At 63.9% G+C, this 26,209-nt stretch carries 24 protein-coding genes and 1 tRNA gene; 15 read left to right on the top strand and 10 right to left on the bottom strand.

What is annotated here, in order from left to right; genetic code table 11:
- Positions 1–77: 77 nt before the first annotated feature.
- The gene (locus tag BI327_RS01055; RefSeq protein WP_076859097.1) at positions 78–557 is read right to left on the bottom strand and encodes an outer membrane protein assembly factor BamE; all 480 of its coding nucleotides are present in this window, start codon (positions 555–557) and stop codon (positions 78–80) included.
- Between the two features lie 136 nt (positions 558–693).
- On the opposite strand from BI327_RS01055, the gene BI327_RS01050 reads away from it, so the two are divergent.
- The 8 genes from BI327_RS01050 to BI327_RS43015 all read left to right on the top strand — a co-directional run bounded on the left by BI327_RS01050 (position 694) and on the right by BI327_RS43015 (position 8,329).
- Positions 694–1,245 (top strand): ubiquinol-cytochrome C chaperone family protein, encoded by a 552-nt coding sequence (locus BI327_RS01050; RefSeq protein ID WP_076857880.1) that lies wholly within the window; start codon positions 694–696, stop codon positions 1,243–1,245.
- The gene (locus tag BI327_RS01045; protein ID WP_076857878.1) at positions 1,242–1,832 is read left to right on the top strand and encodes a YceD family protein; all 591 of its coding nucleotides are present in this window, start codon (positions 1,242–1,244) and stop codon (positions 1,830–1,832) included. The genes BI327_RS01050 and BI327_RS01045 overlap by 4 nt, the downstream gene beginning before the upstream one ends.
- Positions 1,833–2,142: 310 nt before the next feature.
- On the top strand, positions 2,143–3,204 hold the full coding sequence (gene plsX / locus BI327_RS01040; RefSeq protein ID WP_076857876.1) for a phosphate acyltransferase PlsX: 1,062 nt from the start codon (positions 2,143–2,145) through the stop codon (positions 3,202–3,204).
- Positions 3,201–4,178 (top strand): beta-ketoacyl-ACP synthase III, encoded by a 978-nt coding sequence (locus tag BI327_RS01035; RefSeq protein WP_076857874.1) that lies wholly within the window; start codon positions 3,201–3,203, stop codon positions 4,176–4,178. Before plsX ends, BI327_RS01035 begins: the two co-directional genes overlap by 4 nt.
- A gap of 130 nt (positions 4,179–4,308) precedes the next feature.
- Positions 4,309–4,644 (top strand): integration host factor subunit alpha, encoded by a 336-nt coding sequence (locus BI327_RS01030; RefSeq protein WP_035631661.1) that lies wholly within the window; start codon positions 4,309–4,311, stop codon positions 4,642–4,644.
- Positions 4,645–4,852: 208 nt separating this feature from the next.
- Entirely contained in the window at positions 4,853–5,464 is a 612-nt protein-coding gene (locus tag BI327_RS01025; protein WP_076857872.1) for a MerR family transcriptional regulator, read from the top strand.
- 123 nt (positions 5,465–5,587) lie between these two features.
- A tRNA-Pro gene (locus BI327_RS01020) sits at positions 5,588–5,665 on the top strand.
- Positions 5,666–6,097: 432 nt separating this feature from the next.
- A complete protein-coding gene (locus BI327_RS43015; RefSeq protein ID WP_245334676.1) occupies positions 6,098–8,329 on the top strand; it encodes an NF038122 family metalloprotease in 2,232 nt (743 codons plus the stop codon).
- A gap of 104 nt (positions 8,330–8,433) precedes the next feature.
- Here BI327_RS43015 and BI327_RS01010 read toward each other — a convergent pair whose 3' ends face one another.
- Positions 8,434–8,946, bottom strand: coding sequence for a MarR family winged helix-turn-helix transcriptional regulator (locus BI327_RS01010; RefSeq protein ID WP_076857870.1), 513 nt, complete (start codon positions 8,944–8,946; stop codon positions 8,434–8,436).
- A 454-nt stretch (positions 8,947–9,400) separates the two neighbouring features.
- On the opposite strand from BI327_RS01010, the gene BI327_RS01005 reads away from it, so the two are divergent.
- From BI327_RS01005 to BI327_RS00995, 3 genes are all read left to right on the top strand, one after another.
- Positions 9,401–10,936 (top strand): porin, encoded by a 1,536-nt coding sequence (locus tag BI327_RS01005; RefSeq protein WP_076857868.1) that lies wholly within the window; start codon positions 9,401–9,403, stop codon positions 10,934–10,936.
- Positions 10,937–11,445: 509 nt separating this feature from the next.
- A complete protein-coding gene (locus BI327_RS01000) occupies positions 11,446–11,625 on the top strand; it encodes a hypothetical protein (RefSeq protein WP_076859096.1) in 180 nt (59 codons plus the stop codon).
- A gap of 445 nt (positions 11,626–12,070) precedes the next feature.
- Entirely contained in the window at positions 12,071–13,033 is a 963-nt protein-coding gene (locus BI327_RS00995) for an SDR family oxidoreductase (protein WP_076857866.1), read from the top strand.
- Positions 13,034–13,178: 145 nt separating this feature from the next.
- Here the strand turns inward: BI327_RS00995 and BI327_RS00990 are convergent, their stop codons facing one another.
- The 4 genes from BI327_RS00990 to BI327_RS00975 all read right to left on the bottom strand — a co-directional run bounded on the left by BI327_RS00990 (position 13,179) and on the right by BI327_RS00975 (position 16,974).
- Positions 13,179–13,646 (bottom strand): GcrA family cell cycle regulator, encoded by a 468-nt coding sequence (locus BI327_RS00990; RefSeq protein WP_076857864.1) that lies wholly within the window; start codon positions 13,644–13,646, stop codon positions 13,179–13,181.
- Between the two features lie 108 nt (positions 13,647–13,754).
- Positions 13,755–13,955 (bottom strand): hypothetical protein, encoded by a 201-nt coding sequence (locus BI327_RS00985; protein WP_016844973.1) that lies wholly within the window; start codon positions 13,953–13,955, stop codon positions 13,755–13,757.
- 163 nt (positions 13,956–14,118) lie between these two features.
- Positions 14,119–15,945: an AMP-binding protein gene (locus tag BI327_RS00980; protein ID WP_245334674.1), complete on the bottom strand. Its 1,827-nt coding sequence runs from the start codon at positions 15,943–15,945 to the stop codon at positions 14,119–14,121.
- 87 nt (positions 15,946–16,032) lie between these two features.
- Positions 16,033–16,974 carry an acetamidase/formamidase family protein gene (locus BI327_RS00975; RefSeq protein ID WP_076857860.1) on the bottom strand — a complete coding sequence of 314 codons (942 nt, stop codon included), beginning with the start codon at positions 16,972–16,974 and terminating at the stop codon, positions 16,033–16,035.
- A gap of 66 nt (positions 16,975–17,040) precedes the next feature.
- Between BI327_RS00975 and BI327_RS00970 the strand changes: the two genes are divergently transcribed.
- The 3 genes from BI327_RS00970 (at position 17,041) to BI327_RS00960 (ending at position 20,012) form a co-directional block, all read left to right on the top strand.
- The gene (locus BI327_RS00970) at positions 17,041–17,835 is read left to right on the top strand and encodes a YdcF family protein (protein WP_089025347.1); all 795 of its coding nucleotides are present in this window, start codon (positions 17,041–17,043) and stop codon (positions 17,833–17,835) included.
- 89 nt (positions 17,836–17,924) lie between these two features.
- Complete coding sequence (locus BI327_RS00965; RefSeq protein ID WP_076857858.1) at positions 17,925–18,707, top strand: DUF169 domain-containing protein; 783 nt, start codon at positions 17,925–17,927, stop codon at positions 18,705–18,707.
- A 129-nt stretch (positions 18,708–18,836) separates the two neighbouring features.
- On the top strand, positions 18,837–20,012 hold the full coding sequence (locus BI327_RS00960; protein WP_076857856.1) for a saccharopine dehydrogenase family protein: 1,176 nt from the start codon (positions 18,837–18,839) through the stop codon (positions 20,010–20,012).
- 196 nt (positions 20,013–20,208) lie between these two features.
- Here BI327_RS00960 and BI327_RS00955 read toward each other — a convergent pair whose 3' ends face one another.
- A complete protein-coding gene (locus BI327_RS00955) occupies positions 20,209–21,408 on the bottom strand; it encodes an FAD-dependent oxidoreductase (protein ID WP_076859094.1) in 1,200 nt (399 codons plus the stop codon).
- A gap of 123 nt (positions 21,409–21,531) precedes the next feature.
- Here BI327_RS00955 and BI327_RS00950 point away from each other — a divergent pair, with 123 nt between their 5' ends.
- Entirely contained in the window at positions 21,532–22,026 is a 495-nt protein-coding gene (locus BI327_RS00950) for a MarR family winged helix-turn-helix transcriptional regulator (RefSeq protein WP_174683031.1), read from the top strand.
- Here BI327_RS00950 and BI327_RS00945 read toward each other — a convergent pair.
- The 3 genes from BI327_RS00945 to BI327_RS00935 all read right to left on the bottom strand — a co-directional run bounded on the left by BI327_RS00945 (position 21,998) and on the right by BI327_RS00935 (position 26,207).
- Positions 21,998–23,266 (bottom strand): O-antigen ligase family protein, encoded by a 1,269-nt coding sequence (locus tag BI327_RS00945; RefSeq protein WP_076857854.1) that lies wholly within the window; start codon positions 23,264–23,266, stop codon positions 21,998–22,000. The genes BI327_RS00950 and BI327_RS00945 overlap by 29 nt on opposite strands.
- A 141-nt stretch (positions 23,267–23,407) precedes the next feature.
- Positions 23,408–24,952: an undecaprenyl-phosphate glucose phosphotransferase gene (locus BI327_RS00940; RefSeq protein ID WP_076857852.1), complete on the bottom strand. Its 1,545-nt coding sequence runs from the start codon at positions 24,950–24,952 to the stop codon at positions 23,408–23,410.
- Between the two features lie 115 nt (positions 24,953–25,067).
- Positions 25,068–26,207 (bottom strand): glycosyltransferase family 4 protein, encoded by a 1,140-nt coding sequence (locus BI327_RS00935; protein WP_076857850.1) that lies wholly within the window; start codon positions 26,205–26,207, stop codon positions 25,068–25,070.
- Positions 26,208–26,209: the final 2 nt, after the last annotated feature.

Raw genomic sequence — 26,209 nt, 5'->3', positions numbered from 1 at the left:
GGACCGCTTGCCCGTCGGGCAAGCGCGACAACTTGGCGCAGTTTCTTTCGCACTAAAAGCGCGATGCCTTGCGCGCGCTAGTTGAAGCTCAGCAGCTTGAAGAGCGGTGTCAGGTAGGACATTTCCTGGCCCGACGTCGGCGTGGTGCGGCTGACGAAGTCGAAGATCTTGCCGTCCTTCAGACCGTAATTGGCGAGCCGGCGCACCTGGCGGTTCTTGTCGAAATAGACCGCGATGACGCGCTGGTCGATCACCCGCTGATTCATGAAGGCGACCGGGCGCGAGGTCCGCTGCGAGATGTAATAGAACACCTCACCGTCCAGCGTTGCGACCGTTGAGGGTGTGCCGAGCACGATCAGCACCTGGTCCTGGCTCGCGCCGATCGGAATCTGCTCGAGCGCCCCGTCGGGCAGGATGTAGCCCTTCTGGAATTGTTCACCGGTGCAGCCGCCGAGTGCGGCGGTGCACACGAGGCCAACGACCGCGATGGCGCGGAAGCGCGAAAAGAACCCGCGCGCGGAAGCCGCGCGAGACTGTCTTGGAAGGGTGTGGTTCATCGGCGGATCTGATCCGTCCTCTTGCATCGGCCGGGGCATTGACGTACCGGGCAGCTCAATGGATTGCAATAATGCCGAGCTCCAACGGGCGACCCCTCAACAGGCGTCCCCGGGGGACCGGCAGCCGGAACCCGTCATGCTTTGGCCGTTCAATCACTTCAGAAAACCCCGGGTGCCCGCGCGCAGCACCATTGAGACCATCTATGGCATGATCGTGACGCAGGCGCGAGAACCGTTATTTTACCGTGACTTGAGCGTTCCGGACACGGTTAATGGCCGTTTTGACCTGCTTCTGATGCATCTGTGGCTGGTGCTGCGGCGACTCAAATCCGCACAGGGCGGCGCGGAGCTGTCGCAGGCGCTGTTCGATCATTTCTGCATCGATATGGACGACAATCTCCGCGAAATGGGGGTCGGCGACCTCACGGTGCCGAAGCGCATGCAGGCGTTCGGCGAGGCCTTCTACGGCCGCACCGCAGCCTATGATCTGGCGCTGACCGACGGCGAGGAGGCCTTGGCCCAGTCATTCTGCAAGAACATCCTCAATGGCCAGAACATCGACAAGGCCCGCGAGCTCGCCACCTATGCAAGGGAGGCGATGGCCGAGCTGGCGCGCGCCGATCTCGCGGCGCTGACCAAGGGCGCGTGGCGCTTTCCGGTGCCGCAGGCTGCGGGGAGTGCGGCATGAGCGGCGGCGGCACAGGACGGGGCGATGCAGTGCGCGACCCCTGGCGCGTGCTGATCAACGTCGCGCAAATCCCGGAGACCGGCCTGCATCGCGAAATCACCGCCGATGAGGCGGCGCGCAAGGCGATGGCCGAAGTCGCGGAGCTGCGCGACGTCATCTCCGCGCAGGCCGAGTTCGATCTGCAGCCCAAGCGCGACGGCAGCTACCACGTCACTGGCCGGGTCCGGGCAAGGATCGGGCAGACCTGCGTCGTGACGCTCGATCCGATCGAGAACGAGATCGACGAGCCGATCGATGTGGTGTTCGCGCCGCCCGAGCAGATCCCGCAAATGGCCGACCTGGTCGACGACGCCGAGGAGAGCGATGAGGAAACGCCGGACCCGCCGGAGCCGATCGTCGGCGGCTTCATCGATATCGGCCGGCTCGCCACCGATGCGCTGTTTCTCGGCATAGACCCCTATCCGCGCAAGGTGGATGCGGTCTTTGAGCGGGAGGTTGAAGCGCCTGATCCGGAAAATCATCCGTTTGCGGCGCTGAAGGCGCTGAAGGAAAAGCCTGACGGCAAGAAGCCCAAGAAGGGCAATTGAGGGGAGCTCTCGTCACATTTGCGGGGATGGCTCGCCTGCACCCCTGTGCGAACGGTGTCGGTGGCCACTTCAAATAAGTGTCACAATGCATTGAAATACAATGAATTTCCTGTATATTTTGATGTATTGCGTGACGGTTCGGCCACTGCCTCGTTTGTGGTCAAGAGGTTGTGTCGGACCGCGGACACGCTATTGTCGCGGCCCGGCCGGGACGCGAGTTGGTGTTCCGCCGCGCGCCGTTGACGGCGGTGACTTCAAGCTCGCGGTCTTCGTCTGAAGGGCTGTGGGAGAGCAGGCTTCCGGGACGTTCATGCCTCAAAAGGTTCGAATCGCGCTTGACGCCATGGGGGGCGATGTCGGCGCTTCCGTCGTCATTCCCGGCGCTGCGATTTCGTTGAGCCGTCATCCCGACAGTGAATTCCTGCTGGTCGGTGACCGTGCTCAGATCGAGCCGGAGCTCGCCAAGCATCCGGCGCTGAAGGCGGTATCGAAGGTGATCCATACCGACGTCGCGGTGAAGGGCGACGAGAAGCCGAGCCAGGCGCTGCGGCGGACCCGCCGGGCCTCGTCGATGTGGCTTGCGATCGACGCCGTGAAGCACGGCGAGGCCGACGTCGCGGTCTCCGCCGGCAATACCGGCGCGCTGATGGCGATGGGCGGCATCAATCTGCGGACGCTGCCCGGCGTCGACCGTCCGGCGCTCGCAGCGGTGTGGCCGACGCTGCGCGGCGACTCCGTCGTGCTCGACCTCGGCGCCACGATCGGGGGCGATGCCCGCCACCTGACGACGCTGGCCGTGATGGGCAGCGCCATGGCGAGCGTGCTGTTCAACCTCGAGCGGCCGACCGTCGGCCTGCTCAATATCGGGTCCGAGGAGATCAAGGGCCATGACGAGATCCGCGAGGCGGCCGGAATGCTCCGGGCGATGAACTCGACCCAGTTCAACTATATCGGCTTCGTCGAGGGCGACGGCATCGGCAAGGGGCTCGCCGACGTCATCGTGTCGGAAGGTTTCTGCGGCAACATTGCGCTCAAGGCCGCCGAGGGAACCGCGCGCCAGATGTTCGCGCTGTTGCGCGAGGCCATGTCGTCGAGCTGGCTGGCGCGGATCGGCTATTTGCTGGCCCGCGGCGCATTCCAGAAGCTGCGCGACAAGCTCGATCCCAACAAGGGCAATGGCGGCGTGCTGCTCGGCCTGAAGGGCGTCGTGGTCAAGAGCCACGGCGGCGCCAGCGCGGAAGGCTTTGCCTATGCGGTCGATGTTGGCTATGAGATGGCCCACTTCGATCTCCTCACCAAGATCAATCAGATGCTTAATCGCGACGGCAGTGCGCTGGTAAAGGCGCAGACCGCGCAGGAGGCTGTCTCGTGACTGCGATACGTTCGGTAGTGCTCGGCTGCGGCTCCTATCTGCCGGAGCGGGTTTTGACCAATGCCGAACTGGCCAGCCGGATCGACACGTCGGACGACTGGATCGTGCAGCGCACCGGCATCAGCGAGCGCCACATCGCCGCCGATGACGAGTTCACCTCGCATCTCGCGATCAACGCGGCGCGCGCCGCGCTCGCCGATGCCAAGATCGACGCGCAGTCGATCGACCTGATCGTGCTCGCGACCTCGACGCCGGACAACACCTTTCCGGCGACCGCGGTCGCGGTCCAGCACGGGCTCGGCATCAACCACGGCGTCGCCTTCGACCTGCAGGCGGTGTGCTCCGGCTTCGTCTTCGCGCTGACCACGGCGGACAATTTCCTGCGCGCCGGCCATCACAAGCGGGCGCTGGTGATCGGTGCCGAAACCTTCTCGCGCATCCTCGACTGGAACGACCGCGGCACCTGCGTGCTGTTCGGGGACGGCGCCGGCGCCGTCGTGCTGGAGGCGCAGCCGCAGTCCGGCACGACCGACGATCGCGGCGTGCTGACGACGCATCTGCGCTCCGACGGGCGCCACAAGTCGAAGCTGTTCGTCGATGGCGGTCCCGGCTCGACCCGGACGGTCGGCCATCTGCGGATGGAGGGCCGCGAGGTGTTCAAGCACGCCGTCGGCATGATCACCGACGTGATCGTCGATGCGTTCAACGCCACCGGCTTCACCGCCGAGGACATCAACTGGTTCATTCCGCACCAGGCCAACAAGCGAATCATCGATGCGTCGGCCCACAAGCTGCATATTGCGCCGCAGAAGGTGGTCCTGACGGTCGACAAGCACGGCAACACCTCGGCGGCCTCGATCCCGCTGGCGCTGGCGGTCGCCGTCAAGGATGGCCGCGTCAAGAAGGGCGATCTGGTGCTGTTCGAGGCGATGGGCGGCGGCTTCACCTGGGGCTCGGCGCTCGTGCGCTGGTAGCGCGTCGCCAAACAGTGCTGAAAGGTTGCTGGTATCTTTCCGGCGTCCAGATGCTGGTCGCTGTTGACCATTGCGCGCTAAGCTTTTAATTTCAGTCAAGAAATTGTTCGCCGAGAGTGCGGGGCAGGCGATGACCACGGGAACCGGAAAAACAGTTACGCGTGTCGATTTGTGTGAGGCGGTCTACCAAAAGGTGGGTCTGTCGCGCACCGAATCGTCGGCGTTTGTCGAGTTGGTGCTGAAGGAGATCACCGATTGCCTGGAAAAGGGCGAGACGGTGAAGCTGTCCTCGTTCGGCTCCTTCATGGTGCGCAAGAAGGGCCAGCGTATCGGCCGTAATCCGAAGACCGGCACCGAGGTGCCGATCTCGCCACGGCGTGTGATGGTGTTCAAGCCGTCGGCGATCCTGAAGCAGCGGATCAATGGCCACGTCGTCACCAACGGCGATGGCAGCAAGGCCGACTAAAGCGCGGTCGCGCTTTAGCTTGTTGTTTGAGCATGATCTTTTCGGAAAGCCGCTTCGCACTTTTCCGGGTCATGCTGTAGCGCGTTTTCAAGCGAAGTGGATACCCGGTTCGCGTGAAGAAAACGCGCCAAAACCAGCATCTGGAGCCCCGTTCCCATTCAATCGGAACGGACGAGGCTCCAGGCATTGAAGCCAGAGGAGCGGGCATTTGGACAAGGCGCCGGATGCGTTCCGTACCATCAGTGAAGTCGCAGACGAACTCGATATTCCCCAGCATGTGCTGAGGTTCTGGGAAACGCGCTTCGCACAGATCAAGCCGATGAAGCGCAGCGGCGGCCGCCGCTATTATCGCCCCGACGACGTCGACCTGCTCAAGGGCATCCGCCGGCTGCTCTACGGCGAGGGCTACACCATCCGCGGCGTGCAGCGGATCCTGAAAGAGCATGGCATCAAGTCGGTGCAGGGCATCGCCGACCAGACCGCGGCTGTCTCGTTCGGCGCGGTCGAGGAGGCGGTCGGCAACAGCATGGCCGAGCCCGATGATCTCGAGAGCAATGACGGCCTGGATTTCGACGGCGAGGAGGGCGACGGCGACGAGCAGGGCATCGACTACCGATTCGTCGATCCCGACGAGGATCCGATCCTGTCGACCTACAAGGCGCACGCCCAGCCGGGCAAGCCCCAGCCGGGCAAGGCGTCCGCTGCGGCGCCGGCGGTGCGGCCCTCCGTTCCATCGGCGGATCGCGAGCGGCTCGAACGCGCGCTGCAGGAGCTGGTGGCCTGCCGCCAGATGATCGACGCGGCGATGAAGGACGGCTGAGGCAAGGACCGGCCCGGCAGACCTGTCGAGGCAACCTGCCATCGGAACCAGCGTCCGGATTGCAGCCCTCAAAGGCCTGCTTTGCCTTGCGCGAACGCAGGATCGCAGCTAATGGAACGGCATCGGAGCGTGGCGCAGCCCGGTTAGCGCACTAGTCTGGGAGACTAGGGGTCGGAGGTTCAAATCCTCTCGCTCCGACCATCAGTTGGCCGGATTTCAGGGCATCCGGATTTCGGCAAGCGTAACGGATCGAGCAGCGTCTCCGCTGCTGATTTACCTCTCGCATCTGCACCCTTCAACGCCTCTGCGTCACCCGCCGCGGCGGCGATTTTCCAATTCTGCCGGCCGCGCGCACTTCAAGGAACTTCCGGCTCGTCGCGGCGCGCCGTGCGAACACGGCGGTAGTTCTACGGATTTGCTGGGCGTGCGCCGGATCAAGCCATTCCGACTGCCGAATCAAGGCTTTGGCGCCCGAATTTCTGCGAGGGCAGCAACCTTTGCTCCTGCGCGATGCGCGCGTGAGCGCCAGCCTCAATAGCTGGTTAACGATGACCGCGCATCCTCCGCCCGAACCTTCGGCGTCCGCGAGGCGGGACGTCGAGATCGGCTTCGATAGAGCGGTTGAAACGAGCGATGACATCCACAACCGGATTGCAGAGGGATCAGGACAGCGGGTCGCCGGCGCCCTACAGCACGCCGCCAACGCCCGTCGTCCTCCCCGATGAATCGATTGAGGCGCAGGCCGCGGTGAGCGGCTCCGGCTCGGGCGGCGTAGGTTCTGTCGTCGCGGAGACCTCCGGCGGGCTGACGATCAACCTGATCTTCGACGCCGCCGCGATGGCGGCGCCAGCCAGCTTCCGAGCAGGAGTCGAGCAGGCGGCAGCGCTTTTGAGTGCAGCGATCTCCGACAAGATCACGCTCAACTTCAACGTGGATTACAGCGGCACGGGTGGCGGCGCTGCAGCCGGTCCCGACAATGGACAGTGGCTCAGCTATTCGACGGTCAGGGCTGACCTGGTGAACAATGCGTCGGCGGGCGACAAGACCTTCAACGCGCTGCCGACCGGAACGTCGATCCAAGGTCAGTCTTCGGTTGCGGTGTGGAACGCGCAACTCAAGCTCTGGGGCGTGATCGGCGCGAACGACACGACGACCGACGACGGTAGTCTGACCTTTGCCACCGACATCAGTCCCGGCCTTCTGGTTGGCGTCGCGCTTCACGAACTCACCCACGCCATGGGCCGCGTGCCGTACGGACCACAACCGGATATTTTCGATTTCGACCGCTTCACCAGTACCGGCGTCCGATTGTTATCGGACAGTATTCCGACATCCGCGGCCTATTTCTCCCTGAACGAAGGCAGCACGAAGCTCGCGGACTACGGCCAGAACTCGGATCCGAGCGACTTCCTCAACAGCGGCGTGCAGGGTGCAAACGATCCCTTCAACGAATATTACACCGACAGCACGTTGCAGAAACTCACATCGATTGATCTGCAGCAGCTCGATGCCCTGGGGTTTCACCTGGTGGCAACATCGGCGCCGACGGTCGTCCAGACCACCAATATTGCGAGCCAGCTTGCGAATGGTCAGATCGACGTCTTGCAATACGGCTCCGGCAATCTGACCGGCTCTTCGCTCACTCCCCAGAGCTTCTGGAAAGTCCTTGGCGATGTTGATTTCGACTCGACCGGCAGCAGTCAATTCGTCACGCAGTCAAATGGCCAGGTCGACCTGCTTTGGTTTTCCGGAGGCAAGCTGTCTGCATCGCTCCTGCTTGCGGGCAGCTATTCGGACATCAAGGGCGCAGGTTTTTTCAGCGGACAGGCGAACCCCGGCTTCGTGACTCAGGTGAATGGCCAGATCGACTTTCTATGGTTCAATTCGTCAGGCCACCTGACCGCGAGCTATCTTACCAACCAATCGTTTTGGAATGTCGTCGCAGTTGGGGACGTCAATGGTGACGGCCATTCCGACGTGATCACCCAATCCGCCGCCGGCCAAATCGACATTCTGTACTTCGATCAAGGCAAGCTGATTGGGAGCAATCTGTTGCCGGGAAGCTACGATCCCGTTCATGACGTCAAGAGCATGACAGCCGGAGTAGCGGAACTAATAACCCAGAACAGCGCCGGTCAGGTCACCGAACTCGCGTTCGATGGCAATCACGTCACCCAGGTCGTGCCGGCTGGATATTCCGGGACTGCGTTGGTTCAAGCGGGCGCGGCATCCGATCAGTTCTTTGCCTCGGCCGCGCAGGTCCATGTGGTTCCCTCGGACCCGGCTCCGAATGCCGCAGCACTGGCGGTCTTCGACGGCACGACGTTGAATCTGCAACAGCCAGCCACGTTCAGCGGCCAGATGATCGGGTTCAGCGGAGATGGCGGTCAGGGGGCCGACAAGATCGACTTGCACGGCATCGATTTCAACACCGTCCATTCCAGCTTCGACGATACCTCCGGCGTGCTGTCAGTGAGCGATGGCTCGAGTATCGCCACGCTGCATTTCCTCGGAGGGTATGCGCAAGACAATTTCCAGTTCGCCAGTGACGGGAACGGAGGAACATTGGTTGTCGCGGCGGCGTCGGGTCAAGCCGGCAACCAGATCTCCAATGCGGCGGCGCAGGACACGTTCGTGTTCGCCGAAAACTTCGGCCAAGTCACACTCGCGAACTTCTCGCCCGCGACCGATACGCTGCATTTCAGCAAGAGCGTCTTTGCGGATCTCAACGCCCTGGTTGCCGCCACCCATGACGACGCGTCGGGCAACGCGGTCATCACCGATGCTGCCCATGACACGATCACGCTCCAGCATGTCACGACGGCGCAGTTGCTCGCGCACCAGAGCAGCTTCCAGATCGTCTAGAATCACACCCCCGAGTGCAAACGCGGTCCGGCGAGCCGCGTGCAGCGTCTGCTCCAGGGTTCCAGTTCGCCTCGTCCGGGCGGGGACCGAACGCGGTCGTTGTTTCAGGCCTCGGCTTCCATCGCGACGATCAGGCACGCCTTCTCGAGGCGGTTGGTGAGCATCGCCAGCTTGCCGGTGAACTCGGCCAGCTCCTGCTCGCTGAACTCCTCGAAGACGGTTTTCTTGAACGCCTTGTGCTGCTCGGCAAGGCCCGCCAGGTGCTTTCGGGTCTTGTCGGTCAGCGACAGGCGGACCACGCGCGCGTCGGCCGGAGAGGGTGCGCGCCGCAGCAGTTCCTTCTGCTCGAGCAGCTTGGACTGGGTGGTCACGAACGACGGATCGACGTGCAGCAGCTTCGACACCACGTTGATCGGCACCCCGTCATCCTTGTCGAGATCGGAGATCGCGATGAGAATCATCCATTGCGGACCGCTGACGCCAAGCGCCTTGCCCCAGAACTGACGGACCCGTTCCAAATGCGAATTGATGGACGAAATCTCGAGCGTGAATCGCTTGATGATGTCGAGATGTTCGATGGCGCGTTGGCGCGTCGTATCCTTCCTTGTCACTGACACAGCTTTCCTCTTCCCCAGGTGCCGACTCAGCTTTGCGCTGATTTATTTCTTGTTTCCCGCACCGCAGCGGTATTTTTCCCGTAAGCCATCAACGAACGCAAGTGAACGTAAAGTAATTATAACGGTCGTGTGACGATTAGACTATTTGGGGTGTGACAAGTTTTGCCCTGTGGGTAAAGGGCTTACGGGCAGCGTTGCCGGCGGGCCACAGTGTGGCCGCATTCGCATTCCTGACTTTATAAACTATTTTGATTGGCGAACTTGCCAATGCATATTGAACCCGGCGGTAGGGGAATCTCGATCGTCCCGTTGCGGTGATCGTTCAAGTCCGTCGCACACCACAGATTGATCTGAGGGTGCGGGGTTTGGGGAAAACGGTCTTGGACAATGCGGGAGGATCACGGGGCGCTCGCGGCCTCGGACTCTCCGCATATGAGCAACTTGGAGGTTTAATATGAATTCGGTGAAGAGCCTTATCCTGGGCTCGGCGGCTGCGCTGGTCGCGGTCGGCGGGGCGCAGGCGGCCGATCTTCCTGTCAAGGCCAAAGCGGTCGAGTACGTGAAGATCTGCTCACTTTATGGTCCGGGCTTCTACTACATCCCGGGTACCGATACCTGTATCAAGCTGGGCGGCTACCTGCGTGCTGACGTCGTCGTGAACGGCAACAGCGTGTACGGCCCGAACATCAACGGCGCCAGCGGTGCCAACAACCGTTTCACCAACGGCTACACTTGGCGTTCGCGTGAAGACTTCAACATCGATACGCGCACCGCGACCGAGTACGGCGTGGTCCGCACCTATTTCGACGCGGTGTTCACTTGGACCTCTGACACCTACGCCGGCCAGGGCAACGGCTCGACCATCTACTCGGCGATCGGTACCGCTTCGGCGCCGAACAACGCCAATGCCGGTGCAGTCGCGGCTGGTACCGTCGGCGTCTACTACGCCTTCATCCAGTTCGCCGGCTTCACCATGGGTAAGGCGGTCTCGCAGTTCGCTGCTCCCTGGAACGGTTATCCGGGCAACAACTACGACGGTCTCGTCGGTGGCGTGAACACCACCAACGGCATCAACCAGTTCACCTACACCGCGCAGTTCGGCAACGGCGTGTCGCTGGCTCTGTCGGCGCAGGACCAGGTTGCGTACATGCAGGCTGGCGTGAACAACCTCGCGGTTGGTGGTGCGTACGGTTCGAGCGACTACGCCGGCACGATCGCGCCGGACTTCGTCGCCGCGCTGAAGGTCGACCAGGCTTGGGGTATCTTCCAGGCGTCGGTCGCCGCGCATGACAACCACGCTGCCTACTACGGCGGCACCGAGTTGACCGGTCATCCCGACGACAAGTGGGGTTGGGCTGGTGCACTGGCCCTGTCGATCAAGAACATCCCGACCGGACCCGGTGACACCATCAACATCCAGGGCGTCTACACCGACGGTGCGACCCGCTACAACATCCAGGAACTGGCCAGCCAGGCCAGCTCGGTCGCCATCTACGGTGGCTCGAGCCTGCCGGGCGTCTATGGCAGCGTTGGCTTCGGCACGGCACCCGACACGGTGTTCGGTCTGAACGGTCAGCAGCAGTCGATCAAGACCTGGGGCTTCCGCGGTGCGTACACCCACAACTGGGATCCCTACTGGAACACCGGTATCTACGGTGCGTTCGCGTCGGTCATGTACAACGACACGGCTAAGTCGCTCATCTGCGGCGTTGGCGGCGTCGGTGGCACGTTCCGCACTGCCTTCGGTGGCGGCGCTGGCGTGACCAACTGCAACCCCGACTACAACATCTCGCAGATCGGCGTGATCACCCGTTGGACCCCGGTCAAGAACCTGACCTTCTCGGCCGACGTGACCTACGTCCACCTCGATCAGAAGTATGCCGGCACGATCACCACTTCGTCGGCTTCTATCGGCAAGCCGACCGCGACCTACGAGCTGAAGGATCAGGACACCGTCCAGATGCTCTTCCGCGCTCAGCGCAACTGGTAATACCGGTTGATCTGATCAAGATCCAAGAGAACCCCGGCAGGCAACTGCCGGGGTTTTTCTTTGGCAGAAATCAGTCGAAGAGGATGGGGGCGATTTCGTGCGAGGTGGATGCCGGTCGGCGTGACGACAACGCGTCATCGGATGCGAACGGCTGCCGCTGCGTCATTTCGGTCCACGCGAAGCGCGAAGACGAGCCATGCGATTCATTCGTCTGCAAACTTATTTACTTACCTGATCTACTAAACTATATACGGCGAAGCCAACACATTGCATGATGGCCCTTAGCTTGCTGCTAAGCCTCCCAAACCTCCGGCAATGCCCTGCCGGAGGTTTTTGATTCAAGGTCCGGAGCCTGCGCCGGTGCGCGAGACGCGCGGTCATCACGAATTGCCGCCCGCAGGCGGGCTCACACCGTCGAGTCGATTCGAGGCCGTCAAGATTTGACGGAATCAATCCGCAGTGCATTCTCGTCATTCATGGGACGCTTCAAGAACAGCCGCCTGGCTCGGATGAGCAGCGGCCATTATTGCTTGATACGGGATCTCGGGCTGGTGAAGGGCGGCAAGGGATTGCGGCACCATGAGGTGGTCGTCGACTTCTCGTGGCGCGGCCTGCTGAAGCTCGCCGTGAGCGTCTGCACCGGCGTCCTGCGACGGCGTGCGCCGGTGCGCATCGAGACCGCCGAGTAGCACCGGACCAAGCCTGCGACGCAAGCCTTACGTTCGCGAACAGGCGTTCGGGTTGGCTCGGCACCGTCACAGCCCACACGCGGCAACAGCGCGCTCTTCAACATCGCGGATCAGCGTGATCCGTCTGCACCGGCGCCGTCGCCCCGCTTCGACGCCGTGACCGCAGCGGCAAGAGACGCGGTCGACATTCCAGCCGCGATCGCCATCAGCGTTGTCGCGACCAATCTGTTCAGGACGTTCACGATCATCGTCTCCGATTGTCGATGTCGGATTGTTCGCTGTGCGGAATGAATTCGTTACGCCACCTGCGGCTCACTTGCGCGTGAGGAGTGGGCGCCGTTGCTGCGCGATAATTCGGTGATGTAGAGTGCCGCAGCCAAGCGGTTGGGACTGCGATCCATGTCCAACCGAAACGAAGAAGAAGCAGGGAAGGAACGGATCTCAGATGAAGGATTTTGCCGGAAAGATTGCCGTCATCACCGGTGGCGGCACGGGCATGGGCCGCGAGCTCGCACGGCAGCTCGTTGCCGAGGGATGCAATGTCGCGATGTGCGACGTCTCGGCCGAGGCGATGGCGGAGACCAAGCGGCTGTGCGAAGTCGAGAAGCTGCCGCAGGGCCTGCGCATCACCACTCACGTTGCCGACGTTTCGATCGAGGATCACTACAAGCGCTTCCGCGACGAACTGATCGAGCAGCAGGCGACCGACAAGATCCACCTGCTGTTCAACAATGCCGGCATCGGCGGTGGCGGCAGCCTGTTCACCAACACGCGCGAGCAGTGGGAGCGCACCTTCAACATCTGTTGGGGCGGCGTCTATCTCGGCGTCCGCACCTTCCTGCCGCTGCTGGTGAAGGCGGATGAAGCGCATATCGTCAACACCTCGAGCGTCAACGGCTTCTGGGCCTCGGTCGGCCTCGGCGTGTCGCACACCGCCTACAGCGCCGCGAAATTCGCCGTGAAGGGATTCACCGAGGCGATGATCAACGATCTCCGGCTCAACGCACCGCATGTGAAGTGCTCGGTCGTGATGCCCGGCCACATCGGCACCTCGATCGTGTCGAACTCGCGCAAGGTGCAGAACGGCGCCGATCAGCTCAATCCCGACGAGCTCAAGCAGGCGCGCCAGCGCCTGCAAGGGCAGGGCATCGACGTCGCCAAGATGTCGGATGCCGACATCCAGCAGCTCGCCCTCGATCGCGCCCGCATCTTCCACGACGAGGCGCCGACCACGGCTGCTGCCGCCGCCAAGATCATCCTCGACGGCGTGAAGGCCGATCGCTGGCGCATCCTGGTCGGCGACGATGCCCATCTGCTCGACGAGCACGTGCGCAAAGCGCCGGAACGGGCCTATACGCCCGAGTTCTATCAGGACATCGTGGCGGCGACCGGTTGGAAGGTCGGCTGATCACGCAGGAGCCGTCATGCTGAGGAGCGCGGAACGCGCGTCTCCAAGTATGCACGGCCCGGCTAGCGGCCGTCGATCCTTCGAGACGGCCGCGTTGCGGCCTCCTCAGGATGACGGGATCGGCGCTTCCAGTGTTGCTACTAAGCTACCCTCGCATCGCACGCTGGCGCGAACCGGCCTGATAGGCGAGGCGGTAATGCCCTGAGCAGTAGGGCATGCCGCCGAGCGGTGTGTTGCCGCAGAAGCAGAAATCATCGGCGCCCGGGCTGCTGATCGGCCAGCGGCAGCGCTGCTCGCTCAATTCGAACAGCGAGCAGCTGTTGGCGCTGACGATCGGCGTATCCTCGGGCTCTTGTTCGTAGACCGCTTGCAGCAAGCGAAGTTGCTGCTTTGCGGTCGCTCGTTGCGCGGCGTGCGCAGCGGATTTCTTGCGCCGGGCCCGGCGTTCGTCCGGCGTCGTGCGCGTGAGGTTCAGCCGCGACAGCTTGCCGATCACCGCATTGCGGCTGACGCCGATATTGACGGCGATGTCACGGCAGGAGAGGCCGGCTTCAAAATAGATCTTGAGTTGGTCGACGCGCTCCGGCGTCCAGGTCTCTTGGTTGACAATCATCTGACGGTTCCACGTTCTGTGTTGAACCGCCGCGCCGACGCGCGCGCCCCTTAAGTCTTGAGCATGATCTTCTCGGAAAACCGGTCTCCACTTTTCCGGATCATGCTCTTAGGGCGTGCGTCCGTTGTCGCGGATTGCAAGCAACCCGTCCTTGATGGCGAGTCGAATGCCTTCCTCGATCAGTGTCCGTGCAACGCCCGGGACGCTCGTGCCGTGGGTGCCCTGTCTCACCAGCTTCTCGAGATAACCAATGGTCGAGAGCGCCAGCGTGACCGGGACGCGGTCGGTTTCGGCCTTTTCCGTAGCCATGAAGAAACGCTTAACCCTGAACGCTTGTACTGAAAAGTATCTATTTAGAGTCTATTTAGGAATGATGCAGTCCGTCAAGCCGGGGACTGCAAAATGCGAGCGCCGCGCCGGAGGTCAATTCCGGCGCGGCGTCGCGGATAGATTATTTAGGTATATGAATGGGTTATGGTCGTAGCTCGACCTTGACCGGGAACTTCTTGAGAAGCCGCTCAGCCGTTTCCGCCTTGTCCGGAGGCGCTTTCACACTCAGGTACAGGCCGCGGGACGGATCGGTGATGGCGTCGACACTGACTTCGCCGGACAACCCCTCCAGCGCGAGCAGCTCGCGCGCGGCCTCGCCGGCGGCGATCTCGCGCAGCTTCGGCTTGAAGATCTTGCCGACCGGCGTGACCGGCATCTCCGGAATGACTTGCACCACGCGCGGGCGCGCCGGTGGCTCCAGAATGTTGTCCTGCACGAAGGCCGCGAGTGCCTGCGGATCGATCTGGACGCCGGGCTGTGCCGAGACGAACAGCATCGGCACTTCGCCCGCGTAGGTGTCTGGACGGCCGACGGCTGCGGCAAGCGCCACGCCCGGAAACGCCAGCGCAGCGTCCTCGATCGCGCGCGGGTCGATGTTGTGGCCGCCGCGGATGATGACGTCCTTGGCGCGGCCCATGATGTACACGAAGCCGTCGGCGTCGATCCGGCAGATGTCGCCGGTGCGCAGCCAGCCGTCGCGGAACGCTTCCTCGGTCTGCTTTTTGTCGACGTAGCCGGCGAACACCTGAGGCCCGCGCGTCAACAGTTCGCCGACCGGCGACGGCCACGGCCCGGTATGCAGTCTGCCGCCGTCGAGGATCGCAAGCTCGACCAGCGGATTGCGGGTGCCGACGCTCTCGGCGCGCGGCTTCACGCCGTGCACGTCATGGGTGATGGCGCCGGCGAGCTCGGTCATGCCGTAGAGTTGCTGGATGCAGACGCCGCCCCAGGTCGCAAGATAACGCCGCTCGATTTCCGGCGGGCAGATCGAGGCGCCGGTGGCGGTGACGCGCAGGCTCGAAATGTCGCTGTCGGCGACCGGGACGTCGGCCAACGCCCCGAGGATCGTCGGCACGTTGCCGGCGATGTTGATGCGGTATTGCTCGATGATCTGCCAGAAGTTTCGGACCAGCGCCGGATCGCGCGCACCGGCGGGGCCGGGGATGACCATTGTCGTGCCGGCCGCCAGGCAATTGGCCGTGGTGCAGAACAGGCCGCCGACATGGAACAGCGGCATCGTGATCATCGCGCGTTCGCCGCGGTGGAAATCGAGCGCCATGCGCGACGAGACGGTGGAGGCGACCATCGCGCGGTTGGTGAGCCGCGCCACCTTGGGATGACCTGTGGTGCCGCCGGTCGGCAGCATCACCGCGACACGGTCGGCCTCGCTCGTATCCCTGGACTTGCCGTAGTCGTCGCGCCAGGCGGGATCCGGGTGCAGCACTTGGCCGTCGAACGAAATGCTGCCGTCGAGCGGCACGATCACGATGCGCTTGAGCGACGGCACCTCGCGCTGCAGCCCCTCGACCCTCTCATAGAGCCCGCCCGGTGTGCCCGGCGGCGGCGCCAACAACAGTTTTGCGTTGATCGCATTGAGCTGGGCCACGATCGCATCGCGCGTGAACAGCAGATTGAGCGGTTCGGCGACGCCGCAGGCGGCCGCGCCGAAGATCGCCACCACGGTCGCCGGACAGGCCGGCAGCAGGATCGCCACTGCGTCATCCTTGCCGATGCCCTGGCCGCGAAAGTAGGTCTCGGCCGCCTTGATGGTGCCCATCAGCTGATCGTTCGAGAGCACGACCGGGTTCGGATCGAGCGGCGAGCGCAGATAGATCGCGGCTTCGGCGTCCGGCGCGGCCTGTGAGCCGCGGGCAATGAGATCGAGGATGCGCGGGCAGGCGGCGAGCGTCTCCTGCATCTCCTTGTCGCGCGCAGCCTCGTCGGCCGGCGAAAGCCTGTCCTTCAGCATATCCATCCCCGTCCATTTTTGTTCGTTGGGGCGGAGATTGTACCGAGCCGCGCTTGCGGAACACAAGTGCGGCTTATCGACCGCCGGTCAGCCGTGGACGACCGATTTGGCGATCATGCAGTGAATGCCCTTGGAGCCGTTGACCGTCTGCGTCACGCGCAGGTCGGCGGCCAGGCTGCACAGCGTGTAGGCGTCCTCGCGCGACAGATTGCGCTTCTCGCCGAGCAGCACGATCATGTCGCGCAGCGCCCGCACCACGCACTGGTCGAGATCGGGATCCATCGCCATGGTCATGTAGTGGTCCGCGGTCTCGGCGCGCGGATAGGCAAGCTTGAGATCCTTGCGCAGGGCGAGGCGGAAGCGGCCGGTGAGCGCAGTCTCGATCGCGGTGACGCAGACCTCGCCGTCGCCCTGCACGCCATGGCCGTCGCCGCAGGAGAACAGCGCGCCCGGTACGAACACCGGCAAATAGAGCTTGGCGCCGGCGCCGAGTTCCTTGTTGTCGAGGTTGCCGCCCATCGCGCGCGGGATCAGCGAGGAGATGCGGCCCCAGGCCGGCGGCGGCGAGACGCCCATCACGCCGAAGAACGGCTTCAGCGGCAAGTCGAGCCCCCAGGGCATGCGGCCGACCATGCGGGCGCGATCGAGCGGGATGTTGAGGATGCGGGTCTCGTGGAAATCGTCGGGCAGGGTGCCGGACAGCGGCTTGATCAGATTGTAACCCCAGTCCTGGCGAAGCTGGACGTCGAGGATATCGACCTCGAGCACGTCGCCGGGCTCGGCGCCGGCAACTGCGATCGGGCCGGTCAGGATGTGCCCGGGCACCATCCGCTCGCTCTTCGCATGGATGTCGTCGAGCTCGGGCGGGACATGGAATTTGCTGCGGTCGGGCACCACGTCGGCGCCGCCGCTGACGGTCTCGATCGTGACCTCGTCGCCACTGGCGACGGTGAGAACCGGCTTCAGCTTGGCTTCAAAGAAGCCCCAATGGCAGGTTTCGGGACTGGACTTCAGGTGATGATGGGTCATGTGACGTCTTTTGATTGGTTTCCCAGCAGCGTATGACGCTGTAGCAGAACTTCGCAGAGGCTTCCCTTGTTTTTTGTGCTCTCCAAGACGCTCGGCATCATGCTGCTGCCGGTTAATTTCCTGATCGGTCTCGGCGTGTTCGGCGGCGTGCTGTTGCTGACGCGGTTTGCCCGTCTCGGCCGCAGGTTGATGGTGGCCGCGCTGCTGCTGCTCGCGATCTGCGGCTTCTCGCCGCTCGGTAATGTCCTGATCGCCACACTGGAGCAGCGCTTCCCGCCATGGGATGCCTCGCGCGGCGCGCCCGACGGCATCATCGTGCTCGGCGGCTCGATCGATGCAGACCTTTCGGTCGCGCATGGCACGCCGGTGGTGCGCAGCGCGGCCGATCGCGTCATCGCGGCGGCCGCGCTCGCGCGCAGATATCCGAACGCGCGGCTCGTGTTCACCGGCGGCAGCGCCAACCTGATCTCGAACGATGCGCGCGAAGCCGACTATGCCGCCGAGATGTTCGAGAGTCTCGGGATTCCTAAATCGCGATTGACCATCGAACGGCGCTCGCGCAACACGGTGGAGAACGCCGAGTTCTCCAAGGCGCTGGTCGATCCGAAGCCGGGCGAGCGCTGGCTGCTCGTCACGTCGGCCTATCACATGCCGCGCTCGGTCGGGCTGTTCCGCAAGGCGGGATTCAATGTCGAGGCCTATCCGGTCGATTGGCGCGTCGGCGACGTGTTCAGCCCTGTGACGCTTGCGATCGAGGGCCTGTCGCGCACCGATCTCGGCACACGGGAGTGGATCGGGCTGGTGGCCTATCATCTGGCCTGCAAGACCGATGATCTGCTGCCGGGGCCGGCGCCGCGCTGAGGCGTAAGGCACTTGTCGCGTCGTCCGACCATTCCGGCTAACATGGGTGCAACAGGCGGCGCCAAGCCGCGACCACGGGAGTTCACGCCATGCAACAGCAGACACCGCCGGAACAGTTCGACCTCGGCGCGATCGTTTCCGATCTGAACAACCTGCTGCGGCTGAAGACCACGGTCATCGGCATCAAGATGTTCGCCCGCGTCGAGGAGATGGAGGCGATCCCGAAGATCCGCCGCCCGTCGGCGGTGCACACCACGGATCAGATCGTCAGCATGGCCTCGCGGCTCGGCTGGACCGTCGGCATCACCGGCGACGATCTGGTCGGCGCGCAATGCCGCGCGGTGATCGGTCTCGCACCACAGGACGAGAAGTGGCTGGCCGGCGAGAACTATGTCGGCGTCTGGCACGGCACGGCAGAAGACGCGCGCAAGCGCCAGGAGGCGCTCGACGTGGTGCCTTACGGCCAGTACCAGGCGATGGCGGTGAGCCCTTTGACCAGCGGCCGCCTCAATCCGCCCGACATCTGCCTCGTCTATGCGACGCCGGGCCAGATGATCATCCTGATCAACGGGCTCCAGTACACCGGCTACAAGAAGTTCGAGTGGGGCGTGGTCGGCGAAACCGCCTGCGCCGACTCGTGGGGGCGGGCGCTGAAGACCGGCGAGCCGAGCCTGTCGCTGCCGTGCTTCGCCGAGCGCCGTTATGGCGGCGTGCCCGACGAGGAGATGCTGATGGCGCTGCCGCCGGCCTATCTGGTGAAGGCGATCGCGGGCATGAAGCAGCTCGCCAAGAACGGCCTGCGCTACCCGATCGCGCCCTACGGCATCCAGGCCGACGTGCGCGCCGGCATGGGCGTATCCTACAAGAAGTAGGGGCCAGCGTCATTGCGAGGAGCGATAGCGACGATGCAATCCATCGCTCCGCACGCGCGGTGAAATGGATTGCTTCGCTTCGCTCGCAATGACAAAACGGGGCAATTTCGTTGTGTGGGAGCCTGATCCATGTCCTCGTCGAAACTCGATATCGTCGTCTACGGTGCGACCGGCTTCACCGGACAGCTGGTCGCCGAATATCTCGCGGCGCATTATGGCGACGGCAGCCTGAAATGGGCGATGGCCGGGCGCAGCAAGGACAAGCTCGCCTCGGTCCGTGACGCGATCGGCGCACCTGCCGATACGCCTTTGATCGTCGCCGATGCCAGCGATGCTGCATCGCTGAAGGCGATGCTGGCGCAGACCAAGTCCGTGATTTCGACGGTCGGTCCGTATCAGCTCTACGGCAACGAGCTGATCGCGGCCTGCGTGGAAAGCGGCACCGACTATTTCGATCTCTGCGGCGAGCCGGTCTGGATGCGGCAGATGATCGACAAGCACGAGGCGGCCGCAAAAGCCAGCGGCGCGCGCATCGTGTTCTCCTGCGGCTTCGACTCGGTGCCGTTCGAGCTTGGCGCCTTTTTCGTCCAGGAGGAGGCCAAGCGCGTGTTCGGCGCGCCGGCGCCGCGCGTCAAGGGCCGGGTGCGCGACATGCGCGGCACGCTGTCGGGCGGCACCGCGGCGAGCGCCAAGGCGACCTTCGATGCGGTCGCCAAGGACCTCAGCCTGGTTGCGATCCTCAACAATCCCTTCGCGCTGACGCCGGGCTTCGAGGGAGCGAAGCAGCCGCGCGGCAGCAAGCCGGCCTATGAGGAGGACCTGCACTCCTGGACCGCGCCGTTCATGATGGCGCTGATCAACACCCGCAACGTCCACCGCTCCAACATGCTGATGGGTTTTCCGTACGGGAAGGACTTCGTCTACGACGAGATGGTCCTGACCGGTCCGGGCGAGAAGGGCGAGGCCAATGCCAAGAAGGTGATGGCGCTGAATTCCGAGAAGACCGGTCCCAGCGCGCCGAAGCCCGGCGAGGGGCCGTCAAAGGAAGAGCGCGAGAACGGCCGCTACGATCTGCTCTATCTCGCGGTGGCGCCCGACGGCCGCATGGTCCGCGCCGGCATCAAGGGCGATCGTGATCCCGGCTACGGCTCAACCTCGAAGATGATCTCGGAATGCGCGATCTGCCTGTTGCGCGATACGCCCGACGTCGCCGCCGGCTTCTGGACGCCGGGAGCTGCGATGCAGGGTAGACTGATCAAGCGCCTGGTCGATCACGCCGGGCTCACCTTCGAGGTCGAGAAGTAGCTTTTCGCAGCCTTCCTCGGTGTCATCGCCCGGCTCGCCGCCTCCGCTAAAGCTTCGGCGCGCCGGGATGCGTGGCCACGTCGAAGCCTTGGCGAAGACGGGACCGGGCGATCCAGTATTCCAGAGACTGTTGTGCTTGAGCCGATAGGCCGCGGCGTACTGGATGCCCCGCTTTCGCGGGGCATGACAGTTCGGGCTACGCCGCCGCCCGCGGATTGTACGCGTACATAAAGTCCATGCCCTTGGACGACACCGGCAGCAGCAGCTTCAGCATGTGATCGCGCAGCCAGGCGCCGGTCGGGCTGAACTCTCGCTTGCTGTTACCGTTGCGGCGGGCGATCGCCACGATCTTCTCGGCGCGCGGGCGCCGCTCGTGCTCGAAGGCCTGAAACGTCATGCCGAGCTCCTGGCCGTCGCGCATCATGATGCCGAGCCGCAGCGCATCCTCCAGCGCGAGCGACGCGCCCTGGCCGGCATGCGGACTGGTGGCGTGTGCGGCGTCGCCGATCAGGAGCGTGCGCTTGCGCGACCAGGTCGGCAACGTCGCGACGTCGAGCGTGTCGGTCACCACGATGTTCTCGGCGGCCTCGATGATCTCGGGGATCGGCGCGTGCCAGCCGGCGTGGAAGTCACGCAGGTGCTGCTTGATCGCGTCCTGGCTTTGCAGGCGATAGGCGGCCGCGGTCATGCCGTGCGACGGCTGCGTGCTCCACCACATCGCACCCGTGTCCGGATCGGGGCTGCACAGCCCGTAGCCGAAGAAGCCGCTCTGCCCGAACGTGGTCTCGACCTTCCGGCCGATCGGCAGACGCTCGATCATGGCCCGCGGCACGAAGCCGCCGAAGCCGATCAGGCCGGTGTCGAACGGCGTCGGCCCGTCCGGGATCACGTGCCGCCGCACCGCCGAATGCACGCCGTCGGCGCCGATCACGAAATCGCCCTCGGCGGTGGTGCCGTCGTTGAAATAGGCAATGACCGGCTGGTCGCCGCGGTCCTCGATCTTCACCAGCTTCTTCTCGAAGAACACCGAGACGTTGGAGCCCCAGGCCTTGTCGATCAGCGTCTCGTTCAACGTCGCGCGGCACATGTTCACGGCAGGCTGTCCGAAGCGCTGCTGCATGTTCTGATTGAGCGAGCCGAGCTTCTTGCCGCCCTGCGAATAGAAGTCGAAGGATTCGGCGATCGAGCCATTGCGGATCAGTTCGTCGGCGAGGCCAAGCTCGGCCAGCACGTGCATGCCGTTGGGCGCGATCTGCAGGCCGCCGCCGATCCCGGTGGAATAGGGCCAGGCTTCATAGAGTTCGGCCTCGATGCCGGCGCGGGTCAGGAACATCGCGGTCACGGGACCTGCGATGCCGGCGCCAATGATCAGAGCTTTACGGGGACGTGAGGTCATGCCTTGCTCCATGCATCCGTGTGGGCTACGAAAGGTTAGTTGCTAATTATCTTAGCATATAAGATATTAGGCGAGTAAGATATAGGAGCCGCTTTGTCAAGTGCGAAGTCGCGCGATGCGCTGATGCAGGAACTCGAGGAGGCGATGCGCCGGTCGTCCGCGCAGGGCGTGATGTACGGCCAAGCCGTTGCGGAAGTTGCCGGAATCTCCAATTCCGACATGGAGTGCATGGACATCCTGCTGCTCGAAGGGCGGGTCACCGCCGGCCGTCTCGCCGAGGTAACCGGGCTGACCACAGGCGCCATCACGGGCGTGGTCGACAGGATGGAGAAGGCGGGTTACGTGCGCCGCGAGCGGGACGAGAGCGACCGCCGCAAGGTCTTCATCTCGGTGATCGAGGAAAAGGCCGCCGAGATCGGCAAGTTCTACGTGCCGATGCAGGAGGCGATGCTCAAGGTCTGGAGCGGCTACACCGAAGACGAGTTGCGGCTGCTGCTGCGCTTCGCCAATGACGGTTACAAGGGTGTGCTGGAGGCGACCAACGCGCTGAAGAGCGTGATCGACACGCCGCCCGAGCAGCGCGCCAAGCTCAAGATGCCGCCGAAGGCTCGCCGATGACTTCGGGCGAGGCCGCGCGGAAGCGCTCGGCCGCCGCGTACATGCCCCACATCGTGCCCAGCATCATCCAGAAATGCCGCCAATGGTCGGTATCGATGATGAAGCTCTCCCCGACGAAGCCGAGGAACGCCGAGAACACCGCGAGATAGCCGCGCTGCCAGGGCACGCGCGTGTACACGTAACGGAAGCCGATGATCGCGGTGACGAACACCAGCGCCGGATAGCACACCCCCGAGATCCAGCCGCCCGACATGAAGGCGTTGAGGTAGGAGTTGTGGGTGTCCTCGGGGAAGTAGGTGTGGAATTGCAGCGGCCCGATGCCGAACGGCAATTCCAGGGCCATCTGTGCGCCGAGGATGTGGCGGCCGAAGCGGCCGAAGCGGCCCTCGTCATAGCTCTGGTCGAAGCTCGCGCGCTGCTTGAACATGTCGGCGACCGAGCCGATCGAGAGCAGCACCGCGATCAGCGCCACGGCCAGGATCGCCGCGATCAGCGTCATCACGATGATGCGCGAGCGCTGCGCCTGCGAGCGGCTGGTGAACACCATCAGCGCCAGCATGAAGGCCGCGGTGATCACGAGGCCGCCCCAGGCGGCGCGGGAGAACGACAGCAGGATCGCCAGCGAGATGATGCCGAAGGCGATCGCATTGCGGAACGCCTTGCCGAAGCGGTCGGAGACCACGCTTTGCAGCGTGAACAGCGCCGGCAGGATCAGGAACGCGCCGAGCACGTTGGGATCCTTGAAGGTGCCGCGGGCGCGATCATACAGCGTCAGGAGATCGTAGCCGCCGGGCACCAGGTGGAAATAGCCGGCGATGCCCGCGAGCGAGGCGATCATGGCGCCGACGATCAGGCCGCGGCGCAGCATGTCGAGGCGGGCGTCGGTGTCCTCCGACATCACCATCGCGAAGAAGATGACGGTGATGGCCATGTACCAGGAGGTCAGGATCCAGTTCACCACCTCCGGCTTGTCGAGGAACGGCACCGCGCCGATGCTGTAGCCGACATTGAGCACGATCAGCGTGAACAGCAGCGGCATGAACACCAGCCGCATGCGCAGGCCGGTGGCGAAGAACAGCACGCAGGCGGTCAGCGTGACCAGTTCGTACGGGCTCGGTTCGATGAACACGATGGCGCCGGACGCGCCCGCCAGCCACACCAGCGCGCGCTGCAGCGCCAGCACGCCCGACGGTGCTGATGTCAGCGAATGGGACGTCCCGGCTGTCGCCGCATAGGCCATCGGATACTCACGCAACTCGGTACAAACACACGATAGACACTTCGTCATTGCGGGGAGTGAAGCGACGAAGCAATCCATCTATCCCGCGCTGCGACATGGATTGCTTCGCTGCGCTCGCAATGACAGCAGCGGACTCGGCTCTCAGTACGCGTTCTCGTTCTTGGTCAGCAGCGCGAGCGGCGTCTTGAGCAGGATGTAAAGGTCGAACAGCACCGACCAGTTCTCGATGTAATAGAGGTCGAACTCGACCCGCTTCTGGATCTTCTCGTCGGTGTCGACCTCGCCGCGCCAGCCGTTGATCTGGGCCCAGCCGGTGATGCCGGGCTTGACGCGGTGACGGGCGAAGTAACCGTCGACGGCCTCGTCGAACAGCTGGTTTTGCAGCTTGCCCTGCACGGCGTGCGGGCGCGGGCCGACCAGGGAGAGATTGCCCTTCAGCACCACATTGAACAGCTGCGGCAATTCGTCGAGCGAGGACTTTCGGATGAAGCGGCCGACGCGGGTGACGCGCGGATCGTTTTTGGTCACCACCTTGGAGGCGGTGGGATCGGCCTGGTGGTGGTAGAGCGAGCGGAATTTGTAGACGTCGATCCGCTCATTGTTGAAGCCGAAGCGCTTCTGGCGGAACAGCACCGGGCCGGGGCTGTCGAGCTTCACCGCGAGCGCCACCAGTCCCAGCACCGGCAGTGCGGCGAGCAAAGCGAGACCGCCGACCACGCGGTCGAACAGCCATTTCAGCACCAGATCCCAGTCGGTGATCGGCGCCTCGAACATGTCCAGCGTCGGCACCTTGCCGACATAGGAATAGGAGCGGGGATGGAAGCGCAGCTTGTTGGTATGGGCAGACAGGCGGATGTCGACCGGCAGCACCCAGAGCTTCTTCAGCATGCCCAGGATGCGGGCCTCCGCCGAGATCGGCAGCGCGAACAGCACGAGGTCGACGCGGGTGCGGCGGGCAAACTCGACAATGTCGTCGACCTTGCCGAGCTTCGGTGAGCCGGCGCAGGTGTCGATGGCGCGGTCGTCGTTGCGGTCGTCGAACACGCCGAGCAAATGGATGTCGGAATCATCCTCGGCTTTCAGCGCCTCGATCAGCTGTTCGCCGTTCTGGTCGGCGCCGACGATGATGGTGCGGCGGTCGAGCCGGCCGTCATGCGCCCAGGCGCGCACCATCGAGCGCAGCGCCAGCCGTTCGGCGATCAGCACCACCAGGCCGACACAGAAGAAGGACGACAGCCAGACCCGTGAGACTTCGCCGCCGAGCTTGACCAGGAACGAGACCCCGATGAACAGCAGGAACACAAAGGCCCATGACGAGATCATCCGCGTCATCTGGCGGAGCTGGCCGCGGAAGATCTGGACCTGATAGATGTCCGCGGCCTGGAAGCAGACCACTGCCACGGCCGACATGCCGAGGATGGATGAGATATATCCCCAATGGATGCTGCCGCCCGCGAGCGGCCTGACATAGGCGAGATAGAGCCCGACGCCGACCAAGCTGAGCAGCACGAAATCGGCGAGGCGAACCACGCCGGCGATCACGACCGGCGAGTAGGCGCCGCGAACTTTCTGATTGGTGACGGCGAGCGCGGCCGGCGACAGGCGGCGGCGGCGTTCGACCTGCGGCTGACCGGCCGTTGCAGACGTAGCCGCATTCAGCATCGAGCGTGCGTTAAACGGTTCCACGAGTCCACGTCCATTCCTGCGCATGCAGATGGGCATCCGCGCACAGCAGCGAAATTCCCCTGGACGTGACTTAAGGGGACAAATCGGAAGAAACGGTTACGTGTGCAAGAAGTGGTTAACGTTTGGCAAATGCGTCGCGATAGCCGGCCAGCACGCCCTCGACCATCGCGTTCTGCGAGAAATGCTCGGAAATCCGCTCGCGCAATTTCCCGGCGCGCGCCGCGGTCGCCGCGGGATTGTCGAGCGCGGCCTTGATGGCGTCGGCCATCGCCGCGGCATTGCTGGGCGCGAACAGCGCGTCGGTGTGGGTATCGAAGATCTCCGGGATGCCGCCGACATTGGCGGCGATCATCGGAACGCCGGCCGCGCCCGCCTCGATCACGACATAGGGCATCGAATCGCCGCGCGAGGGAACCACCAAGAGGCTGCCCTTGGAGAAGCCGAAGCGCGCCTTGACGTGACCGATGAAGCGGACGGCATCGCCGAGCGACAGCCGCTTCACCTGCTCCTTGAGCCGCTCGAACTCCTCGCCGTCGCCGCCGAGCGTCAGCGTCACCGGCTTGCCGTCGGCGCGCAGCTTGGCGACCGCGTCGATCAGGAGATCAGCGCCCTTGATGCGGCGGAACTCGCCGACATAGGCCACGTCGGTGGCGTCGTCGGCCTTGGGGACAGGTTCGAATTCCTCCGACGTGACCCCGTTGAACACGCAGCGCACGAGGCCTGCGGGCTTGCCCACGGTACGCTGATAGGTGTCGCGGGCAAAGGCGCTCTCGAACAGGAACAGGTCGGTGCTGTTCATCAGCGTGCGCTCGAGCTGGCTGTAGAAGCGGCCCTTCCAGGTGTCGAGCGGGTAGTGCAGGGAGCCGCCATGCGGCGTGTAGACCCGGATCACCTTGTTCGAGCGCCGCCGCAGCCGGACATACGCCCCCGCCTTGGCGCCATGGCCGTGCACGACATCGGGATTCAGCTTGCGGATCAGGCCGGCGATATGAGCCCAGACCATGAAGTCGGCGAAGCGCGGTTCGCGGCGAATGGCCACCCGGTGGACGCCGAGCTTGAGACGCGGCTCGATCTCGGCCAGCACCGCGTCGGCGCGCGCGCCGCCGGTCAGGCTGTCGGCGACGATGCCGACATGATGGCCGCGCTCGATCTGGCCGTTGGCGACATCGAGGATGTGGCGAATGATGCCGCCGACCGGAGCACGGACGACATGCAGGATGCGGAGCGGTTGGTCCTGATTTTGATCCTGCGCCATCG

It is taken from the genome of Bradyrhizobium mercantei (assembly GCF_001982635.1).
GTDB lineage: Bacteria > Pseudomonadota > Alphaproteobacteria > Rhizobiales > Xanthobacteraceae > Bradyrhizobium > Bradyrhizobium mercantei.
This window is presented reverse-complemented; position numbering and strand designations above follow the sequence as displayed.

Bases quoted from the DNA above. Each gene is read 5' to 3' on its own strand.
- BI327_RS00945 (WP_076857854.1), bottom strand. From the start codon at position 23,266: ATGGCCTATGCGGCGACAGCCGGGACGTCCCATTCGCTGACATCAGCA.
- BI327_RS00985 (WP_016844973.1), bottom strand. From the start codon at position 13,955: ATGGCTACGGAAAAGGCCGAAACCGACCGCGTCCCGGTCACGCTGGCG.
- BI327_RS01000 (WP_076859096.1), top strand. From the start codon at position 11,446: ATGAGCAGCGGCCATTATTGCTTGATACGGGATCTCGGGCTGGTGAAG.
- BI327_RS01045 (WP_076857878.1), top strand. From the start codon at position 1,242: ATGAGCGGCGGCGGCACAGGACGGGGCGATGCAGTGCGCGACCCCTGG.
- BI327_RS43015 (WP_245334676.1), top strand. From the start codon at position 6,098: ATGACATCCACAACCGGATTGCAGAGGGATCAGGACAGCGGGTCGCCG.
- BI327_RS00965 (WP_076857858.1), top strand. From the start codon at position 17,925: ATGCAACAGCAGACACCGCCGGAACAGTTCGACCTCGGCGCGATCGTT.
- BI327_RS00990 (WP_076857864.1), bottom strand. From the start codon at position 13,646: ATGATTGTCAACCAAGAGACCTGGACGCCGGAGCGCGTCGACCAACTC.
- BI327_RS01050 (WP_076857880.1), top strand. From the start codon at position 694: ATGCTTTGGCCGTTCAATCACTTCAGAAAACCCCGGGTGCCCGCGCGC.
- BI327_RS00980 (WP_245334674.1), bottom strand. From the start codon at position 15,945: ATGCTGAAGGACAGGCTTTCGCCGGCCGACGAGGCTGCGCGCGACAAG.
- BI327_RS00995 (WP_076857866.1), top strand. From the start codon at position 12,071: ATGAAGGATTTTGCCGGAAAGATTGCCGTCATCACCGGTGGCGGCACG.
- BI327_RS00950 (WP_174683031.1), top strand. From the start codon at position 21,532: ATGCAGGAACTCGAGGAGGCGATGCGCCGGTCGTCCGCGCAGGGCGTG.
- BI327_RS00955 (WP_076859094.1), bottom strand. From the start codon at position 21,408: ATGACCTCACGTCCCCGTAAAGCTCTGATCATTGGCGCCGGCATCGCA.
- BI327_RS00935 (WP_076857850.1), bottom strand. From the start codon at position 26,207: ATGGCGCAGGATCAAAATCAGGACCAACCGCTCCGCATCCTGCATGTC.
- plsX (WP_076857876.1), top strand. From the start codon at position 2,143: ATGCCTCAAAAGGTTCGAATCGCGCTTGACGCCATGGGGGGCGATGTC.
- BI327_RS00960 (WP_076857856.1), top strand. From the start codon at position 18,837: ATGTCCTCGTCGAAACTCGATATCGTCGTCTACGGTGCGACCGGCTTC.
- BI327_RS01055 (WP_076859097.1), bottom strand. From the start codon at position 557: ATGAACCACACCCTTCCAAGACAGTCTCGCGCGGCTTCCGCGCGCGGG.
- BI327_RS01005 (WP_076857868.1), top strand. From the start codon at position 9,401: ATGAATTCGGTGAAGAGCCTTATCCTGGGCTCGGCGGCTGCGCTGGTC.
- BI327_RS01030 (WP_035631661.1), top strand. From the start codon at position 4,309: ATGACCACGGGAACCGGAAAAACAGTTACGCGTGTCGATTTGTGTGAG.
- BI327_RS00975 (WP_076857860.1), bottom strand. From the start codon at position 16,974: ATGACCCATCATCACCTGAAGTCCAGTCCCGAAACCTGCCATTGGGGC.